19 protein-coding genes are annotated in these 18297 nt (G+C 41.4%); 10 read left to right on the forward strand and 9 right to left on the reverse strand.

The window, feature by feature from the left end; all coding sequences use genetic code 11:
- Positions 1-8: 8 nt before the first annotated feature.
- From BLS59_RS27995 to BLS59_RS28010, 4 genes are all read left to right on the forward strand, one after another.
- Positions 9-416, forward strand: coding sequence for a hypothetical protein (locus BLS59_RS27995; RefSeq protein ID WP_091156179.1), 408 nt, complete (start codon positions 9-11; stop codon positions 414-416).
- A gap of 46 nt (positions 417-462) precedes the next feature.
- A complete protein-coding gene (locus tag BLS59_RS28000) occupies positions 463-1059 on the forward strand; it encodes a penicillin-binding protein activator LpoB (RefSeq protein WP_091156182.1) in 597 nt (198 codons plus the stop codon).
- 62 nt (positions 1060-1121) lie between these two features.
- Complete coding sequence (locus BLS59_RS28005; protein ID WP_091156347.1) at positions 1122-2546, forward strand: COG3014 family protein; 1425 nt, start codon at positions 1122-1124, stop codon at positions 2544-2546.
- A gap of 130 nt (positions 2547-2676) precedes the next feature.
- Positions 2677-3249, forward strand: a complete 573-nt coding sequence (locus tag BLS59_RS28010) for a hypothetical protein (RefSeq protein ID WP_091156185.1) — start codon at positions 2677-2679, stop codon at positions 3247-3249.
- Between the two features lie 24 nt (positions 3250-3273).
- Here BLS59_RS28010 and BLS59_RS28015 read toward each other — a convergent pair whose 3' ends face one another.
- From BLS59_RS28015 to BLS59_RS28030, 4 genes are all read right to left on the reverse strand, one after another.
- Entirely contained in the window at positions 3274-3687 is a 414-nt protein-coding gene (locus BLS59_RS28015; protein WP_091156188.1) for an SRPBCC domain-containing protein, read from the reverse strand.
- A 144-nt stretch (positions 3688-3831) separates the two neighbouring features.
- A complete protein-coding gene (locus BLS59_RS28020) occupies positions 3832-4710 on the reverse strand; it encodes an SMP-30/gluconolactonase/LRE family protein (RefSeq protein ID WP_091156191.1) in 879 nt (292 codons plus the stop codon).
- Between the two features lie 15 nt (positions 4711-4725).
- Positions 4726-5505, reverse strand: a complete 780-nt coding sequence (locus tag BLS59_RS28025; protein WP_091156194.1) for an SDR family NAD(P)-dependent oxidoreductase — start codon at positions 5503-5505, stop codon at positions 4726-4728.
- A 5-nt stretch (positions 5506-5510) separates the two neighbouring features.
- The gene (locus BLS59_RS28030; protein WP_205411371.1) at positions 5511-7991 is read right to left on the reverse strand and encodes a GH116 family glycosyl-hydrolase; all 2481 of its coding nucleotides are present in this window, start codon (positions 7989-7991) and stop codon (positions 5511-5513) included.
- Between the two features lie 130 nt (positions 7992-8121).
- Here BLS59_RS28030 and BLS59_RS28035 point away from each other — a divergent pair, with 130 nt between their 5' ends.
- The 4 genes from BLS59_RS28035 (at position 8122) to BLS59_RS28050 (ending at position 9944) form a co-directional block, all read left to right on the forward strand.
- Positions 8122-8337, forward strand: coding sequence for a heavy-metal-associated domain-containing protein (locus BLS59_RS28035; RefSeq protein WP_091156201.1), 216 nt, complete (start codon positions 8122-8124; stop codon positions 8335-8337).
- A gap of 21 nt (positions 8338-8358) precedes the next feature.
- Complete coding sequence (locus BLS59_RS28040) at positions 8359-8922, forward strand: helix-turn-helix domain-containing protein (protein ID WP_091156204.1); 564 nt, start codon at positions 8359-8361, stop codon at positions 8920-8922.
- Positions 8923-9012: 90 nt separating this feature from the next.
- Positions 9013-9384 carry an HYC_CC_PP family protein gene (locus BLS59_RS28045; protein ID WP_091156208.1) on the forward strand — a complete coding sequence of 124 codons (372 nt, stop codon included), beginning with the start codon at positions 9013-9015 and terminating at the stop codon, positions 9382-9384.
- Between the two features lie 140 nt (positions 9385-9524).
- Positions 9525-9944 carry a hypothetical protein gene (locus tag BLS59_RS28050; protein WP_143014268.1) on the forward strand — a complete coding sequence of 140 codons (420 nt, stop codon included), beginning with the start codon at positions 9525-9527 and terminating at the stop codon, positions 9942-9944.
- 162 nt (positions 9945-10106) lie between these two features.
- Here BLS59_RS28050 and BLS59_RS28055 read toward each other — a convergent pair whose 3' ends face one another.
- The 3 genes from BLS59_RS28055 to BLS59_RS28065 form a co-directional block, all read right to left on the reverse strand.
- On the reverse strand, positions 10107-10664 hold the full coding sequence (locus BLS59_RS28055; RefSeq protein ID WP_205411372.1) for a histidine phosphatase family protein: 558 nt from the start codon (positions 10662-10664) through the stop codon (positions 10107-10109).
- Positions 10665-10725: 61 nt separating this feature from the next.
- Complete coding sequence (locus tag BLS59_RS28060; RefSeq protein ID WP_091156213.1) at positions 10726-12153, reverse strand: hypothetical protein; 1428 nt, start codon at positions 12151-12153, stop codon at positions 10726-10728.
- A gap of 12 nt (positions 12154-12165) precedes the next feature.
- A complete protein-coding gene (locus BLS59_RS28065; RefSeq protein WP_091156216.1) occupies positions 12166-15000 on the reverse strand; it encodes a TonB-dependent receptor in 2835 nt (944 codons plus the stop codon).
- A 375-nt stretch (positions 15001-15375) separates the two neighbouring features.
- Between BLS59_RS28065 and BLS59_RS28070 the strand changes: the two genes are divergently transcribed.
- The gene (locus BLS59_RS28070) at positions 15376-16188 is read left to right on the forward strand and encodes a sterol desaturase family protein (RefSeq protein WP_091156220.1); all 813 of its coding nucleotides are present in this window, start codon (positions 15376-15378) and stop codon (positions 16186-16188) included.
- A gap of 26 nt (positions 16189-16214) precedes the next feature.
- On the forward strand, positions 16215-16841 hold the full coding sequence (locus tag BLS59_RS28075; protein WP_091156223.1) for an outer membrane beta-barrel protein: 627 nt from the start codon (positions 16215-16217) through the stop codon (positions 16839-16841).
- Positions 16842-16956: 115 nt separating this feature from the next.
- On the opposite strand, the gene BLS59_RS28080 is transcribed toward BLS59_RS28075, so the two are convergent.
- Both BLS59_RS28080 and BLS59_RS28085 read right to left on the reverse strand, forming a co-directional pair.
- Positions 16957-17385 carry a PepSY-like domain-containing protein gene (locus BLS59_RS28080; protein WP_091156226.1) on the reverse strand — a complete coding sequence of 143 codons (429 nt, stop codon included), beginning with the start codon at positions 17383-17385 and terminating at the stop codon, positions 16957-16959.
- A gap of 123 nt (positions 17386-17508) precedes the next feature.
- Positions 17509-18186: a response regulator transcription factor gene (locus tag BLS59_RS28085; protein ID WP_091156351.1), complete on the reverse strand. Its 678-nt coding sequence runs from the start codon at positions 18184-18186 to the stop codon at positions 17509-17511.
- Positions 18187-18297 lie beyond the last annotated feature (111 nt).

Consider the following 18297-nt stretch of genomic DNA (forward strand, 5'->3'; position numbering starts at 1 on the left):
TAAGAGTGATGAAAAAGAAGATCATTATTATAACCCTTATGTTTTTCGGCAGCTTATATAGCAGTATAGTAAAAGCTCAGCATATCGCTTTAGCGCCAGATCAAAACCCGCGTTATGTAGAAAGCCAGGCTAAATATGCGCAGGTTGCCGACACCCTTAACAGCTTACATGGTACAACCATACAGGATACCTATAAAGCTTACGATTGGTATGAGGCAAAGCTGGAGCGCCGCAGACAAAACCGCGAGTGGAGGCACCAGGAACGCCTTAACGGTTATGATTATTCGCCGTCGTGGAGTTTGTATGGTGGTTACTCATCCTATCCATACAGTAATTTTGGCTACGGCTATGGCAACTGGGGCCGCGGAGGCCGTTGGGGAGGTCGTACAAGCGTTGGCATTGGTTTCGGCTGGTAAAATAAATAAGCACACAATCTAACTATCATAATTAACAACCATTCAAATGAAATTTAATAGAATTTTAACAGTTGCTGCCATCGCAGTTTCGGGAATTTTTATAACCTCATGTGCAACAAGACAGGTATCACGTGTAAGTACCGACCAGACTATTGATGTAAGCGGTAACTGGAATAACAGCGACGCACGTATGGCTGCTGATGAACTTACAGGGAAAATACTTGGCGCCAACTGGATAGAAAATCACCAGAACGATCACCAGGGTAAAAAACCGGTAGTTATTGTAGGTTTTGTACAAAATAAAAGCCACGAACATATTGATGCTGAAACGTTTTTAGCAGATATTGAAAGCGCTTTCATCCAATCGCAAAAAGTACGCTTGGTACAGGGCGGCAAAAAACGCGAAGAGTTACGTGCTGAAAAAGCCGATCAGCAAACCAACGCATCCGTATCCAGCATTAAAAAATTTGGTTTGGAAAACGGTGCCGATTTTATATTGCAAGGCTCAATAAATTCAATTGTTGATGCGCATAAACGCCAAAAAGTAGTTTATTACCAGGTAAATCTCGAGCTTACCAATATCCAAACAAATGAAGTTGTATGGATAGGGGAAAAGAAGATAGCCAAATTCGTAAAAAACTAAGCCGGTAATTCTCATTACCCATAACATGATTAAACCATGTTATGGGTGGTTTGCATTTTATAATGATAAACATACGTACGCATATTTTCCGGGCATCATCTGTTATCGGGCTGATGCTTTTTTTATTGGGTTGCTCTACCTATAATCAAAGCATAGCGCCTTATTATAAGAGTGTTTCGACTGCAAATTACGCGCAGGCCGAAAAAGATCTGGATAAAAACAGCCTGATACAAAAGCCACGCAACAAGCTATTATACCTCATGGAAAAGGGGCGCATCAGCCACCTGAGGGGCGAGTATGAAAACAGCAACAAGTATTTTAATGAGGCCGATCAACTGCTTGACCAGGGCTTAACCAGCGCATCAGACGAAGCCGTAGGGGTGCTGCTTAACTCTATGTCGCAAAGGTACAAGGGCGAGGATTTTGAGAAGTTCATGATCCATTATTATAAGGCACTTAATTACCTGTACCTGCACAAAACCGAGGATGCCATTGTTGAGGCCCGCCGTATAACCCTGCAAGCAAATACACAGGGCGATAAATTTAATAATAAGGATAGTCGTTACTCCAATGACGCGTTTTCGCTGATGCTGCAGGGGATGCTTTACGAAAGCAATAACGATGTTAACAATGCTTTTATCTCCTACCGTAATGCGGCGGAGATCTACCTGAAAAGTCCCGATAAAACATATTACGGAACCCCTATGCCGCTTGGTTTGCAGCAGGATGTTATCCGCACCGCGCAACTGAACGGGTTTACTACCGAGGCAGATCAATTTGAAACAACTTTTGGCATCAACTATCAACCAACCAAACCATCAGAAGGCGGCGACTTGATATTTTTTTGGGAAAATGGCCTCGCCCCGGTTAAAACCCAGGTAGATCTGTTTTTTAGCCTCATAAGAAATAGCGACGGTAATTTGTTTTTTACAGACGCCGCTGGCGGCCTTGTTATCCCCTTTGATTATAATGGCGACAGGAGCAAAGTAAATACCAAATCTGTTGAAAGCCTGCGCGCCGCGTTCCCTAAGTATGTGGCCCAAACGCCTTACTATTCAAGTGCCAGCATTATCAGCAACAATACGCAAATACCTTTTGTAAAAGCCGAGGATATCAATGAACTGGCATTTAAAACCTTGCAGCAACGGATGCTAAAGGAAATGGGCAAAGTACTGTCGCGGTTAGCCGTAAAAAAAATAGCCGAATACTCGGTACGCGCGGCTGCGGAGAGTAATGGTAAAACCAATGGCCTGCTCGAGGGGCTGGGTTATGGCCTGCAGCTTTACAGTTTACTCTCCGAAAAAGCAGATACCCGCAACTGGCAAACCCTGCCGGCTTATATTTCTTATGCCCGCATACCGCTGCAAAAAGGGGATAACCAGGTAAGTATAAAGCTCACCAATGCGCAAGGTGCTATCGAAACCAAAACCATCAACGTACAAGGCACGGGTAAACTACAGTTTTACAATTACGCTACGCTGAGATAGGAATTAGGGATTGTAGAATTATTTTGGAGAATCATTAAACCTTCTTACTGCAATTTAATCCTACTAAAAAGCGGCGATGATGCTGTTTTTAAGTAAGATTATTAACCTTATTATTCCTAAGTAACCTATCATGAAAAAACTACTTGCTACCCTGCTTATCCTGCTGTCAGGTTTAACTTTCTCATTTGCCCAGGAGGTAAAATCATCACCCGAGATCAACTTTCAAAATTTTTCGCTACTGCAAAACCTGCCCAAACAAACCCGCGATAGCTTGCTGACGGCGTTTAAAAATTCAAATAAGGTAATGAATGGAATTGCCCCGGTTTCAACAATTAATGGGAAGAATATGACGGGCGAATTGGCATCCACCACCAAAAAGTTCTATAAATCGATAACCGAACTGGTGATACAGGTGTTGGAAAATCCCGATCCTGAACTGGTTGTAAAAAATCAAGCCCGGTTCAATAAACTGCAGGCACAGCTACAATATGATATGAGCATGTTTGCCGAAAAAATGACCTACGATGAAGAACGTAAAAGGATCATTGCCGAATATAAAAACGGCCAGTACGATGATGCCAAAGAAAAGCGCGAGGCACGCAAAGAAATGAACGAAAGCCTAAAAGACCTGAAAAAAGAACATGACGAAACCATGAAGGATAACCGCCAGGAACAAAAAGAAGCGCAAGGCGAGGAGGCGTAATATTTATATGCCGAAACAAATCAGTTAACGCTGTTTTGTTTCGGCATATGTTTTAAAATTGTTCAATACGCCCTGGCAAAAGGCCCGCTGCACATCTAATGGCGTTTGTTCTTCGGGTTGAAATGTTTCTGTTAGGCGGGTTCTCTCTCCATCGGCAATAAAAGTTACAGTTGATCTTCTTCCGTCGACGCCGGTATAATCGATCAAATTGTCTACAATGATCTTGTTATATACCCCGGCATGGTCGAATCCGCCCTGGCCATTTTTTAACTCCATTCTCAGTAAAAATTTACCACCCTCTTTAAAGTCGACATTGGCTTTTGTTGTGTGCCAATCATCTGAAGGTTTGTTCCATTGCTTAACATCAACCTCCGTTGTCCAAAGTTTCCAAACTGTATCTACAGGGAGGTTTATGGTTGTTTCAACTGTTATTTCCATTTTTGTTTAGTGGTTTATCGTTGTTTATTTTAAACTAACACGAGTAAAGGTAGTTAACCTTAACCGTGTTGATAAGGTGTGTACACGACATTTTGGTGGGCAGTTTGCGCCTTTATGGGGAATCGTAAGAATTATTCGTGAGGTTTACTTTTTTAAATTATTTGGCAGCAGACCCGATACATCCAAATTAACAGTAAAAAGCGAACCACTATATGGGAACTGTTTTAATTGATCCTTCGTCAATCCATCTATTGCAGTTGTAATTAGCAATTGTTTCAGGCCACTTCCTCCAAATGCACATGAGGTAACATGCGGGGCCGCTACCGTTACCTTGCCTGTCAATTCGCCGCTTAACGGATTATAACGGTTAACGCATCCTCCTCCCCAAATGGCAACCCATAACATTCCGTCCTCGTCTATACACATCCCATCCGGCATAATACCTGTGCCTTTTGTAAATTCAACAGCTATACGCCCGTTAGAAATATGGCCGTTTTGCAGATCAAAATCATACACTTTTATGTTGTATTCAAATGAATCGGTATGATACATTGTTTGGTGATCTTTTGTCCAGCAAATGCCGTTAGATACACTTGTTTCGTCAATTGCCTTTTTCAAACTGCCGTCAAAACAATATAATGCTCCTTCATGAGCCTGGGCGTTAACATTCATAGTACCTATCCATAATCGCCCCATTCCGTCACAGGCACCATCGTTACAACGGTTTTCAGGCTTTTCGGGTTCCATTTCAACAAGTAATTGCCTTTCGCCTGTTTCAAAGTCCATCTCCTCAATTTTACCCTGTGTGGCAATAAAAAGTTTGGTGCCACCAATATGGCCAACCATGCCTGGGATACTATTCAGTTCCCGGATGTTTATTTCTTTGGTAGTTGGGTCAATCGCTCCAACACGTTTGCCTTTTATATCTATAAACAAAAATTTCCCCCATTCATTATGCCAATAGGCGCCTTCGCCTAAAAGCAATTTGGTTTCAGATAAAACTTCTGCGTGCCATGTTTTCATTGATGTAGTATTAAATTAGCCCTGATTGTCCTGCAGTAAAGCGCTTTTGCCGCCGTCGATTAGGTAGGTACTGCCGGAGGCAAAGGCCGTGTATTCACTGGCTAAGAACACACACCAGCCGCCAATCTCCTGCGGTGTGCCTAAGCGTTTTACCGGATGGCTGTCGATTGTCCGTTGCCGTTCAGCTGCAGGATCGGTAAAGGAATCAAACCACTTTTGGTTACCATCGGTATCAATAAATCCAGGTGCGATACCCACCGTACGAATGTGCGGTCCCCATTCAATAGCTAAACTTTTTACCAAGCCGGTTAATGCCGTTTTGGTAACATTATATGGAAAACAACCGGGAATGGTGGCGTAGGCATGGTTAGATGTGATAATTATAATTACACCGCCATTTTTCTCAAGATATGGTTTGCAAAGCTTTGCTATTTGCCAGTGCGATTCAAGGTTTAATTGCATATTTCGCGACCACTGTTCATCGTCACAATTTTCTACCCCTTCAAAAATATTTCTACCTGCATTGGTTATCAAAATATCAATGCCGCCAAATAGGTTGATGGTGTTTTTAACAAACCGATTCAAATCATTTTTACTGGTAACATCGCAGGGTTCATAAAACGCTTTTACATTATTTTCCTGCGCAGCCTGTGTAAACTCGGGGGTACTTTGCTCCAATCCGCAGCCTGCAATATTGGCCCCGGCTGTGGCAAACATTTTCGCAACACCCAAGCCAATGCCGGCTGCCGCGCCAGTTATTAAAACTGTTTTTCCTGAAAGATCTATCTGAAACATAGCGATTAAGTTGAAACAATTAAAGAAGCGTTAGCGGGTATGGTCACCGGCTTTAGGAATGTTATCAAAAGCGTTGTATCCTGCTGCTGAAAATTGAACGGGATCTTATGCCTGTTCATAGTTACCGAAAGCTGGCTTGCCTTTTCGCCATCCAATTTTTCGAGGCTGATCTTTTGCAATTGCAGGGAGCCGTATTTTATTTGAAAATGATGCTCCTGCTTACTGCCTGTTTGTTTTTGCGAATAGGTACCCCAGCCCTGCGCTGTGGTAAAGGGGGCCTTAAAATTTTCCTTATGGCATTTTGGCGCGAAGCGGATAGATCCATTGGGGCCGTGGTATTCAAACCCGCAGGCGGTAATGAATGTGCCGTAGCTGGCCATTGCGCGGCCGTAGTGGTCGCTGCATTCAATTTCATTAAACGGGTTGCGTTTGTAGGCATGATACCTGTCATGTATGGCCTTTGTTAGGGTCAGGGCTTCATCAGTTAAGCCCTCGGCCATCAGGTGACTGGCTACCTGGTGTTCAAAACCGCTCATGCACTCATAAAAATAACCCAGTTGCCAGGCATCTGCTTCGCCGTAAGGCTTTGGCTCATTTTTGGGGTTGGTATTCATTACCATGCCGCCCTCGCCATTTAGGGCATAGGGTCGCCAGCCGGTATGTTGCTTTATAAACGGACCAACATCCTGCATAAAATTATATTTCCAAAGCGCCTTTAAAGCACTTAGTGTTTTCTCCTTTTCGTTTATGCGGCCGATGCCTAATTGCCATGCCCAGCTTTGCCCCAATACCTGGTCTATATGGCAGGTGTTGTAGGAACCAATTTCTTTTCGCCCCTTCACGGCATCCGGACGGTGGATGTAGTATTCGCCATTAAACAGACTTTCGTCCATGTTTTTGATGCCTTTTGCCGCGTAATCATTACAGCGGGCAGCAAAGGCGGTATCATTCATTTCTGTCGCCATTAAACCACCTGCTTTTACGGCGGCAATGCACAGGCCAACTATCCAGGCAATTTCTCCGTCCCAAACGGCATCCAGCGTGTTTTCCAAAGGCGTATCGGTCATGCCGTCGCCGTTCTTATCCTGGTTAATAATGAATTGCGTAGCTTTTTTAATATTGGGCCAATTAGTTTTTAAGAAAGTGTTATCGGCGCTCATCTGGTGTTCGCGCAGGCAACCTAAAACCCGGCCTGCCTGTCCGTCAATGGCAGGCCGTTTATCATACTCGCCCCTGAACCAGATGCTGCCATCATCCTGCAATGAAATGCCCAGATCTACCCGCTGGCGGTTATCCCGCTCAATACCCGGGAATATCCTCCCAATAGCCTGCGCGTAATGCCATACATGGGTACAATTACCCTCGCAGGCACCAACGCCTTCCCATGCCCATGAACGCCCGGTTTTAAAACGGTGGGATGTTGTGGTAGCCAGTGCCGAAATATTTGAAAACGTGCGTTCCTGAAACCACCATGGTAAACTGGAGTTGTACCAGGTATCTCGCCACAATAATGTTTGTGATGATAGCTTTGAGTAATCAGCAGCTACATAAGTTGCTACTGCCAATGCATCCGAAAATTTATTAATATAATAATGGCCGGTTTTGGCATCGGGCACATCAATCCGCTTGCCCACATTTGGGAAATGCCAGCTTATTGCGAAATTTTGCTGGACAGTTTTTCCCGGCGATATTTTGTGCGTAGAAATTACAGCACCCGTTAGTTTTTCGTCGGCATTAACTGTGACTTTTTCCTCGTGATTTGGACTAAATGATGCTGCCGTAACCGGAAGCTGAAAAGAGGGAATACCGATAGCATTGCCACCAATGAATGATAAGCACATGGAACCTGTATCGCCTGCCTCGTGGTATTTTGTTGGATCGGCCGGACTAAAGGTTGATGATACAGCTATATGATCTGCATAATTTATAACCGTATTTGTTCTTTTGCCATCGGCAGCAGTTGTTGCCGAAAATTTATTCACTCCGTTTTCAAGCCAGCCGGCTATAGCTATCTCTACAACCTCAGTACCGGTATTTTTTACCTCAAACGACTGGACAGTTACCGGGATGTTTGAATTGTCCTCATCCAAAGGAATAAAAGGCGAAAAGGCAGTAAGCTTAATTTCAAGCGGGAGTTTTGTATCTATATAATGAATAATAGCCACAGGGTAGGTGGCCTCGAATTTTATCTCCTCCCAATCATCAGCATGAAAATGCTTTATAATTGTATTTCCCTTGTGGTTGATCTTTATGGCGAAGCCCTGTTCAATAGGGCGGAGATCTTTTGATGGCTGTACATAACATGCCCCATCGCGCGAGCGAATTTTCTCCTTAATGCCCTTACCGTTTCTGTCCCATTCAACAACTTTGGGCTCAATTCCTTCCTGGTTTTTATTGAAGATATCCCAAAGCCATAAGCGGCCATCGCCCCCTAAATATACCGTACCGCAATTAATGCCGCCCACCGGCATACCTATGTATTGCAATTCGTTTTTGCTTTTAAGGTAGGTTGTAACCGATCCGCGGTTATATAATGTTTTTATATATTCCGCATCGGGTTTGTAGGCTCAAATTTTCAAAACTCGATTTGTAATCAATAATTAAAATTAAATAAACATGGAAACGCTAAAATTTAAAACTAATATTAACTGCGGTGGCTGTGTGGCTGCCGTAACACCCGTATTAAACGGAATGAAAGATATTCAACATTGGGAAATAGATACCGCAAATCCCGATAAGGTTTTAACCGTAAAGGCTGATGATACCTTGAAAGCAGCCGAGGTAATTGACACCCTGAAGCAAAAGGGTTATAATGCGATAGCTATCGCGTAACTTAGAGCGTAATTAAAAAAGATGATACTTCATATTAAAAACATGGTTTGCGACCGTTGCATGATGATTATCCGTCCGCAACTGGAAGGCCTGGGATTTACGGTAAAAGAAATTGCTTTGGGGCATGCAGAGATCACGCCTGAGCCCAATGAAGAACAGTTGCAAATGATTGCAGCCGCCCTAAAAGTTCCGGGTTTTGAACTGATCAACAAAGAAGCGGATAAAACCGTGGAAGCGATCAAAAACATTGTCATTGAACTGGTACATTATTCTGACCTGTCTGAGTTGAAAACATCCTATTCTGACGTCATCGCAACCCGGCTGGAAAAAGATTATACTTATCTGAGCCGCTTATTCTCCAACTCGCAAGACATGACCATTGAACGGTTTATAATTGGGCAGAAAGTAGAAAAGATAAAGGAACTACTCGAATACGGCGAACTGAACCTCAATGAGATCTCCTACCAGATGGGCTACAGCAGCAGCGCCCATTTATCTACCCAGTTTAAAAGCATCACCGGCTTAACGCCAAGCCAGTTCAGGTCATCCGGAAAAGCCAGGCGGAAACCGATTGATAAAATATGATCTGGATTGTTTTTCTATTTTGCAATAGGATATAAATTTAAAACAGAATTTTATAAAAATAGCCTAACGAACTTTTTTTAATTTAGCATTGTGAAAAAAATAGCGGTTGTATTGCTCATCCTTATCTACTCAGCATCTGTTTATGGAGTTACCATAAGGAGGTTTTATTGCTGCGGTAAACTGGCTGATGTACCTGTTAATGCTTCGTTCAAAAGTGGTGGTAAAGCCGTCGGTTCTGCATGCTGTAAGAACATTAAAATAAACTTTAATATAAAAGACAATCACTTTTTGGCCAAAAATGATCTGACGTTAAAGGCCCCGGTTGCTTTAATTACTCCTGCTTTTTTCATTTCTGCCTCTCCAGAAAGAATCAGTTTAAATGAGATAAGCGCCTACAATAGCCAGGCGCCACCTGCCCCGCTTTATCCACTTTATATCCTCTACTCCAACTACAGAATTTAATACCTCCGGTAATTCCTCTTCTATTTGTTTGTTTAATTGCCATCCCGGCTAATTAGACCATTCCATTTGTTAATTATACTTTTTTCCTAATCCATTAATGCTGAATGATTTCGGCATTAACATATTTAAATTTTCTAAAAATGAAAACTATTAAATTTTCAATTGTTTTGCTTGCCCTGCTTTTTTCAAGATCATTGGTGCAAGCCGGTAGCTTTAATGCTAAAATTACTCCGTCAATTCAGGACTCACTTGTAGCTGTTAAACATCCTCATTTATCTGATTATAAAGTATTGGAAAGTGGTGCCATCATTATTTACGAACACCAGCGCCCGGGCGATAAGCTTAATCTCTTCAAACCAATTGTTACCCATTATTTCAGTGTAAAGGGCTCCGATAAAGTTTACCTGCTTACCGTGGGAAATTTGAAAAAGATATACAGGAACGGGCCACATTTTGATATTTTGGATACCCGCTTTAGAACAGATGGCGATCTGCTGAACTATGATCATATTCATCAGCAGTACAGTATCAATTATTATTTATCAAAAAATAATAGATAGATTAATGTATATCGAACTATCATGTTTATTGCATGATTAGGTAACTATTCTTTGGCAAACGGCTCGGTACTATTGTCACCGGTCTTTAAAAACAAAACAGGCTGGCTCAAATCATGAGCAGGCCTGTTTTGTTTTACTAAAAAATTGAATGGATTTAATGGTTTAAAAGTTACAATCGCTTGTTACAACGATTCCCTCTTTGTCGCGGGTAAACAATGCATTTCCGTTTTTAAATGTAACTATCCAAATGCTGTCATAATCATCATCCGGCCACTTTAAATTGAAATCTTTTACGCCTAAAGCTCTTACAATTGCTGCTATTCCTCCATGTTCCCAGGATACGAGAACAACTCCCGTACGGCTTTTAAGATCTGCTGCCATACCTAACGAATCCTTTTCGGTGCGGCTGCTGTTTACGGTAAGGTTATACTTTGCGGCCAACGGTACAATTGTTTCAAACATCCGGGCATGCTTAGTGGTTTCTCCCAAACCCAGAGATGGCACAAACAGGTATGCCGGCACGCCAAATTTGGCATTAATAACCGCAGGCAGTTTTAATGATCTGCTTATACCCTGGCAGGTAAGGTTGTCGCCTTTAACCGGTTTTTCGGCATGACGGATAAACACAATTTTGAGGCTGGCAGATTGTGCCCTGGAACTAAAAGGTAGTAAACCTGCTATTAGTAATAATGCCGAAAAGCAATTGATTATTTTTTTCATTTATGATAGTTAAAAAGGGATAACCAAATAAAATTTAATTATCCCTTGTAAATAAGTGTTATTAATGCTGGTTACCTGTTCCGTTCAGCTGGAATGCGCCCAAATCGGCACCCGGAAGCGTAACTTCAGATAAACCATATATATTATCAAGAGGTACACTAATTAATGGTTTTATAGTAGTATTACCTTTGCCAATTAATGGTGAGCTTGCCTGCAAACGGAAATTGTAATCGCCAACTGCCGAGTATTGTGCTAAAGCATGGCCAACCGTAGGTAAAGGGAAATTCAAAAATGCAGGGTTGTTTTTCTGAACGGCGTCGGTACCGTCATAAATATCACCTAACTTATATCCTGAAGGTAAATAATTGCCCGATGTTGTTATGGAAGGGATATCTGTTACTTGCGGCTGTGTAATATAACCGGTAGGGTAAAACTGGTTAGCAACCTTAACAGAATCAGCCCACTGGAAGTTATTACCGTAAGCCAGATGGGCTACATCGGCTATAGGGTTTCCGGATACTCTGTAACCAACCTTACAGTTAACGGCCACGTTATTATAATACATACCGGCGGCGCCTTCTTCAAAATTAATACAACCGCCACGACCACTTTGAATCTGCCGGTAACCGCCGCTTATAAACGTGTTGTTATACATTACAATGTTTGTTTGCGGGGCCCCCGTAGCCTGGCCTTTGTTGGAGGCTTTTTGCCCGTTTGTGGCCGTGCCTAAAAATAGGTTATAGGCCATAGTGCCTACGGTGCCGCCTTTGGCATTTAAACAATCGCCGCCAAGCACGCCATTTTTTTCAAACGTATTACGAAATATGGCTATCTGACCTGCCGATATACGGATAGGGTCATCCACACCGCCATAAAGCCATGAATCTTCCATAATAAAGTTGCCTTTATAATTGGCAAACAAAATGCTGTATTGGTTACCCGCACCGGCTTTTGCTATTGTTGCGGTAGCATCGCCTTCCTGAAGACCACCGTATTCAACATGCGTCCACCGTAAAACCATTAAATTACAGGTTGGGCCACCAATTATACCTTTCCACTTACCTGCATAAGCGGGGTCATTGGCCGGTATTATACCACCTGGTACATCGTTTTTAGCTATACCGGGAACGGTGATCCAGTTTGGTTGGTCTTTTGAGCCATTACTTACTAATGTTCCTAATACAATAAGGCTGGTGCCGGTACCCATATTAAGGGTAACACCGGGCTGTAATAACAAGGTATCTAAAGGGTTAATTACCAGGTCGCAACCGTTTTCAACTGTGTAAGTTTTACCGCTAAGCATAGTGCCTTTTACAGATACAACTGATGTACCGCTGGCACTGCATGACAGGGGAGCTTTATCGCTTACCGGGCTTGCTGCGGGTGGTGTATAGCTGTAAATATCTTTGTGTTCGCCTTTCCATTTCTGACAGCCAGAAAATGCTGCTGAAAGGACAATGCAAATAATTGGAATTATATATTTTTTCATCGTTATATTTTATTAGAATTTATATCTGAAACCACCAAGCAGAAAGGTTTTATAATAATCACTTTGTACAAGGGTTTGGGCTGCTATATCCTGGCTGCCTAAAAACTCCTGTTGTTTGGCAGTAAGTTTATCATGCGGAAATTTTAAGTAAATTTTGCTGGCCGCATTGGTAATGTTATTTACCTTACCATAAAATGAAAGCTTTTTACTGATAGATTTCTCAAAAGAAAAATCTAATTGGTTGTAAGCATGCTGATAAAAATCGAGGTTATAATATGGAGAAACCTGTGCAAGGCGCTCGCCTGTATACACAAAGGCAACCTGCATATCCAAACCTAATTCGGGACTTTTGAACAAGATAGAAGCGTTGCCCACATTATCTGCCTGGCCTTGTAAAGGGCGCGTTTCATTAACAGGGTCCTGGTGCAACTTTTGTTCGGGCGTGTTATCTTTGTAATAAAGCAATTTTGAAGTGGTGATTCTTGAATGTGTATAGGTGTAGTTAACCGAGAAACCTATAATGCCAAAAAACTTACTTGCAAGGGCTTCTATACCATAGTTGGTTGCGTTACTAAGGTCGTTTTGTGGTTTTATGACCTGTGCACTTGGTCCGGCGCCTTCACGTACTACAAAGTACTCAATAGGGTTGTATATTTTTTTGTAAAAAGTACCCAATAAAAACTGATCAGCTCCTCCGGGGAAAAATTCATATCGCAGATCGTAATTATCTGCGGTAATGTGCTTCAGGTCCGGGTTGCCTTCCTGGTCAAAATACTCGCCCGAAATTTTATAAGGTATAATCTCGCCAAAGCCAGGGCGACTGATTGACGAAAAATACGATGCGCGTAAGCTTTGGTTATCCGTTAATTCATATTTTAAATGGATACTTGGCAGCACATCGGTATATTTTATATTACCGCTTCGTTGTGTAACCGTTGATGGTGATTGAGTGGCATAGGTCATATCGGTATTTTCAACCCTTACACCTCCCAAAACCTGCAATTTAGGCCATGGGTTAAATTTTACCTGCACGTATTCTGAATTATCATTTTCGGTGATGTGATAATTGTTTTCCAACAGGTCATTGTTACTGCCTAAACCACCGGCGGGCAAAGTAATAACAAAAGGCAATGTGTTAAAGTTGTTGTTATATAAGGCTTGTCCGCCTTTTAAATGATAATCAATATAATCGGCATCCCTTGTTTTGTGACGGTATAATCCTCCTGTAGAAAACTCCACTTCGTGGCCGGCAATCACCGGTTTATAGATCAGGTTAGCGTAGCCGCTTACGTCATGATCGCGATTGTTTTGCCAGTGATGAATCAACTCGGTATTGTTATCCGTTTCGCTTGTTACCACACCGGCGGCGTTAAGGGATTTGTTGGCATCATACAAAAACTCAGTTCTATCGGGCATATGCCTGCTTGCAACAGAGTAAACACCATCCCAGTTAAAGATAAATTTATCGCCTAAAATATGATCACCATGCAGTGTAGAGTTGTAAATGGTTTGCCTGGTGAGCGTACTCCTGTTTCCAATGGTTATTTGTTTGTTTAAAGCCGTGGAGTTTAAGCCTAAGCCCAGCGTATCAGCAGTTAAACGCGATTCAAATTCATTTTGATGGATATATAAATTATAAAGCGATAACTTGTTTTTACTGTTGATCACGTAATCAATTTTATTATGGATACCTAAGCGTTGTGTTTGCGTAGAATAGGTGCGATCATAAGCGTCTGAAAACAAAGGAGAGTTTGGCAGCGGATCTGGCGATGGTTGCGCGTTTGGCGTAAGCTGTTTGGAGTTGGATCCGCGGTAAACATTCTGGTAGCTGGCAGATACAATTACGCCCAGCTTATTATTCAAAAAACGATCGCCGATGGTTAAGCCTCCAGTTGAGCTCATCGGGTTATTGAGGCTATGCTGTTTGGTAAATGCGCTGTTGTTAAAATCTGCCGGGGTGGCCGCAAAGCTGTTACCATGTACTATGGCAGGCGATTGGCTGTTAGGCGACGAGTTAAAGGCATTAAATAGGCGGCCATTTGAAAACAGGGTTGAAAAACCGCCCGAGATATTGGCGCTAAGTATAAAATGACTCGGCGCGCTTTTCATTACCAGGTTCATGGCGCCACCTATAGCATCACCCTCCATATTGGGTGTTAGTGCTTTAATTACCTCTAAACGTTCCAGCATTTCTGATGGGAATATATCCATTGGCACAAAACGGTAATCCGGATCGGGACTTGGTATTTTAATGCCGTTCACCAGTGTTGAGTTATAGCGCTGATCCATACCGCGTATAATGGCATAACGCCCTTCGCCGGCGGCAGAACGCTGTATAGTTACGCCGCTTACACGTTGCAATGCGTTGGCAACGGTAACATCTGGCAATAATTGTATGGTATTTGCTGATAGCACGTTTAAAACTACCGGTGCATTTCTTTCAATATTTCTGGCTGCGTGGTCTGTTTCTTTATTGGCCTGGGCAGATACTTTAACCTCCGCTATTTGCTGGCTTGCATCTAACAGCCTTACATTTATAATTTTTGTTTCATCGGCAGCAGTAATCGCGACTTCATAAATTTGTGAGGAATTATAGCCCACATACAGCACCTGTAACCTGTAAACGCCGGTTTTAACAGATTTGAAAGCGTAAGCACCATTTAACCCTACGGCATTGGCCCGGCTTTCGCCATTTTGGATTAAATGTACGGTTGCACCAACAAGGGGTTCGCCGGTTTTATAGTCGGTTACCTTTCCTCTTATGGTTTGGGCAAAATCCGGAATTGAAAATAAAAGGCTTAATGCAAAAAACAGCAAAAGCCGGTGAAGAAAGTACGGGTATTTCATGAACAACGGGTTTAATTTTGCGCAAATAAACCCGCTGAATGTTGGAGGAATACTGAATATTTGCCAAATTACTTATTCGATAACCAAAGCTTAATATTGGCTTAATATTGGAGGGGCTTATTGGGTAATTTGATAGCTTTCTATAAAGCAAATGTAATTTTTCCCGCGCAGCCAGTATTGGAATTTACTTTTAATTTACAACGTTACTATTTGGTAACTTTTGTTTATAAATGTTAAAACTTGTTAAAAAGGATAAAGTAATTTAAAAAATTCAGTTTTACTTCATAATCAGTATATATGTTTGTTACATAAACTATTGATGTCACCTGCCGGCGACTTGAAAATTGGTCAGTAGTTATAACCCTATTATAAAAAATGACGGTTCAATCAACGCTTTCCCGGTATCAGGATATTGTTCAGTTGGCTTACTTCGCTATAATTATCATTTCATTGTGGATGTGCGAGGTTTTTTTTACTGCCGATTTAGCTCCTGCTAAATTTAAACATACCAGCGTAAACCTGTTGTTTATTTTTACAGCCTTGCCTATACAACTGGTTATGGTAAGCTTTGTACTTATGATAACCGTGTGGACTAACCTGCATCATTGGGGCTTAATTCATTACTTACCTTACAGTAAAAATGCCTGGGTTTATTACATAAGCCTTTTTATTTTAATGGACTTGTGCGAATATGTTTATCATGTTATTATGCATAAACTTGATTTTTTGTGGAAATTTCATCTCGTGCATCACAGCGATTTAAGGGTTGATGTATCTACTACCATAAGAGAACACCCCGGTGAAACATTTGTAAGAATGGCATTTCAAATGCTTTGGGTGTTTTTGCTTGGCCCGGTTGCTGCCGTTATAGTGTTAAGACAAACGGTTCAAACCTTTTCAAATATTGCAGCCCATACAACTTTCAGGTTGCCTGCACGGGCAAACAAAATTATAGGACTAATTTTCATTACCCCCAATTTACACCAGGTTCATCATCATTACCAGTTACCTTACACAGATCGTAATTATGGCGATGTTTTAAGCGTCTGGGATCGCTTGTTTGGAACCTATGCCGAGCTTGAAAAAAAGGACACCGTTTATGGCGTAGATACGCATATGGAACCTTTGAGAAACGGCAGGTTCTTTAATATCCTTAAAATTCCTTTTCAAAAGTTAGTACGTAAGTAGGCTTTTATTTCCGTTGCCGGGCATTTATGAAGTTATCGTTGTTATTAAAATGTGCTGTATTGCTATTGCCCGTTACTTTGGTAACCGTTGTTAAAAGCTACGCGCAAAACAGCGGTATCACATCAAAGTTTTATTTTCCGGGTGGGTTAGGGATAAGTTATCCTTTCGGAAACCCCCACTTAGATTTAAAACGGGGAATTATGCTAACCACAGCATTGGAGTTTAGACCTGTTGAGGGAAACGCATTATTTATACGGTTTAATTACGATGCTATAACTAACCATTACCAGCAGGTATATCAAAATTCACCTACTAACGTAACTACCGGTAAACTATCGTCAACCATTTTTTCTTTAGGTTTAGGTTATCGCCAAAAGGTGGGTATCTTCAAGGTGTTTGGTTTGCTACAGCCTGGTATCGGGATAAATAATTACGATAGGGTACATATTGATCAGGGAGCGATAAGTGTAAACCAGATTAGCCGTAGCCATTTGTCATTTAAGGTAAGCGGCGGATTGGAGTATTACCTGGCCCAACATTTCGCGGTGACCATTGAACCCTCTTTTTTTTATTTATCTCCACGCGGTAATTACCGCCTGTTGAACGCGCAGAGTTTTAATTTAAGTATGGGTTTCACTACCACCTTGTTTTGAGGCGAGTTCAGGAAGCTCTTAAAATAAAAACGTTTGCCAGCTCACGACAAACGTTTTAAAAAGTGATTTTTAATCTATAAAGAACTGAGCAAAGCACTTGATATTAAAATGTCATTTAATCCTTTTTAAGGAAATTGCCTTTTGTATCGAAAACCAGGTCTTTTCCTTTTACTTCGGCTTCATAAGTAACAAGGCCGCTGGCATCGGTTACCTTTCCGGCTTCTTTTATTTTAGAAACCTTGTAGTTTTGCTTAATATATGATGCAACACCTTGTGGCAGTTGTGAAGGATTAATGGCAACAACCTCTTCTACAAATTCCCCTGCAGGTGTAAACTGTACAGACATATCTTCGCCAGATTTACCGCCCCAGTTGGCTTCATAATTAGCTTTTTCTTTTTCCCATGTTGCCTTGCCGGCCATTGGGTATTTTTTCAATAGCGCTGCTTTGGCAGCTGCAGGAACCATTGCGCTTTTTACATTTTGCGCATTTACCGCACCTACTGCGGCAACGGCCATTACCATACTTAAAATGATCTTTTTCATAATTGTATTTTTTTATCAAGATAAATGATCAATCTGTATATTTTTTGTAGTAAATTATTTGATAGTCAATTTGTTATTTGAATTTACGTTGGCTCGTTTGTTGAATTGGAATCATGAAAGGGTTTACCGGTCAACAAATTTATAACCCATACCGTAGGCTGCCTCTATATAATCCTTGCATCCGGCTTCAACCATTTTTTTTCGGATGTTTTTTATATGTGAGTAAATGAAATCAAAGTTATTGACCAGGTCAATACCATCTCCCCAAAGATGTTCGGCAATAGCGTTCTTTGAAACAACCTTGTTTTTATTGGCAATAAAATAAATGAGCAGGGCCAGTTCCTTACGGGTAAACTTTACATAATCACCTAATATTTTAACAGTTTTTGCAGATAGGTCTATATCGATCTCATTAAAATGAAGAAAGTTATTTCCATCATACATTTTACGCCTTATGATAGCTGTTACTCTCGCTTTTAGTTCGGATAAATGAAAGGGTTTTACAAGGTAATCGTCGGCACCAAGGTAAAGTCCGTTCAGGCGGTCATCTAAAGAGTTTTTGGCCGATATAATAAGAACGCCATCCTTATGGTTGTTATCCTTCAGGCTTTTAAGAATATCAATACCGCTGCCATCGGGTAAAGTTATATCAAGCAGTATACAGTCATATCTGTACAAATTTACTTTGCTTAATGCTGTGCTATAATCTTCGGCGCTTTCACAAATATTACCGGTATCACTAAAGTATTCCTCAATGCTTTCGCGAAGCCCGGTTTCGTCTTCAATGATGAGTATTTTCACTGTTTTTTTGCGAAAGCTAATACAGCAATTTGTAAACATTTTGGATTAATTGACAAGGGGGCAAAGAATTAATCAAAATAAAGTCATATGCGGCCTATTCTAAGAAAAGTT

Source organism: Mucilaginibacter pineti (genome assembly GCF_900101875.1).
In the GTDB taxonomy this organism is placed as follows: Bacteria; Bacteroidota; Bacteroidia; order Sphingobacteriales; family Sphingobacteriaceae; genus Mucilaginibacter; species Mucilaginibacter pineti.